General features: G+C 74.2%; 1 protein-coding gene. It reads left to right on the top strand.

All coding sequences use genetic code 11. The features are described 5' to 3' along the window. The coding region (locus EJK15_RS69175) for a zinc ribbon domain-containing protein (protein ID WP_138720903.1) at window positions 1-1,599 on the top strand (1,599 nt) is incomplete at both ends.

The following is a 1,599-nucleotide window of genomic DNA, read 5'->3' as shown; positions in this document are numbered from 1 at the left end:
CGGGGTCGGGGTGGACGAGCGGGTGTTGCCGGTCAAGGGGTGGATGGCGATCCGCAGGCTGGGCTGGGGGTGTGCTGGCGGAATAGCCGGTGGCGGAATAATCGGTGGCGGGGTGAGCGGTGGCGGGGTGTATGTGTCGGATCGGGTGCGGCGGTGTGCGGAGGAGCAGGCGGCCCGCATGTTGCGGGCGGCGCTGCACCGCCGGGGGATCGTGGCGGCGATCCTGGCCACCTGGCCGGCCGATCCGCGGCGGCGTAGCGAGGCCGACTGGAAGGCGTTGCGCGCGGCGCTGCCGGAGGGCGTCACCGCCGCAGAGATCCGTAACCGCACAAGGCAGATCCGCGCGGTGCTCCAGCGCGAGGGCGCGTTGCCGGGGGACATCACCCAGGTGGAGGAGCCGCCGCGGGTCGCTACCCAGGCGGTGCTGGCGGCGGCCGACAGGCAACTGGTCACCCTGACCTGGGCCGCCGGCACCGGCGACACCAGCCGTACCGGCGCGGTGCTGCGAGTCCAGTTGCCGCTGAACGCCTCGCCCGCCTCCCGCAAGGATTGGGCGTGGCACGCCATCGCGTTCACGCTGCCGCCCACCGTCCCGGAGCAGGCCCGGCTGTGCACTCCCACGGTGCGCATCGCCGACGGCCGGGTGCGCATCGATGTGCCGTTCCAGACCCCGATCCCGTCCGCCCCGGCCACCGGCCACACCGTGGCGCTGGGCCTGGACTGGGGCGTGAACACCCTGTTCACCGGCACCATCGCCCGGCTCCGTGACGGCCGGGTGTGCGCGGACGGGCGGATGCTGCGCTACGACGCCACGGTGATCTCGGCCAAGCTGCATCGACTGCGCGGCCATCGCGAACACCTGGCCGCCAAACGCGAGCACTGCGCGGCGCTACTGTCCGGGCTGGACACCGCCGACACCGCCGACGCCACCGATGCCACCGATACCGGTGATGCCCGTCGTGTGGCGTTGGAGCGCAGGCATCGGGTGCTGGCGGTCGAGCATGAGCGGGTGTGCGCCCGCATCCGGCGCCTTGATCATGCGCTGGCCTGGTCAGCGGCCCGGTGGGCGGTCGATCAGGCCCTCGCGCTCGGCGCGAGCGTGATCTACCTGGAGGATCTGGCCACGCTGGAGGCGCGCGGGGTCCGCCGCGGCAACGCCGCGCTGTCGGGGCAGGTGCGCGGCGCGGTGATCGAGGCGATCCGGCATCTGGCCGCGAAGGACGGCATCGCGGTGGTGACGGTGCCTGCCCGGGGCACCTCCCGCTCCTGTCCGCGCTGCGGCGAGGGTGGCAGTGTGCTGCGGCATGTTCGCTCGCCTGACCGGCTGGGTGAGCGCGGCTGGAAGTGGGCGTACTGCCCGGCGTGCGGGCTGTCGTGCGACCGGGATCACGCGGCGGCCGAGCGGATCGCCGCCCGCGGCCTGCTCGCCCAGCAGCACACCCGCACCGAGGCGGCCACCGGCGTGCGCAGCATCACGGTGGTGGCAGAGGGCAACGTGACCCGGGCGCGCCGCAGGACAAGGCCCACCCGGGCGGTGCGCCGGGCCCGGCGCACCCGCACCGATCTGCATCCCCGCCCGCAAGCCCGGACCCGCAACAA

Source organism: Nonomuraea basaltis (assembly GCF_005893125.1).
GTDB lineage: Bacteria > Actinomycetota > Actinomycetes > Streptosporangiales > Streptosporangiaceae > Nonomuraea > Nonomuraea basaltis.
The sequence above is the reverse complement of the archived record's forward strand: the minus strand, read 5'-3'. Positions and strand labels throughout refer to the sequence as shown.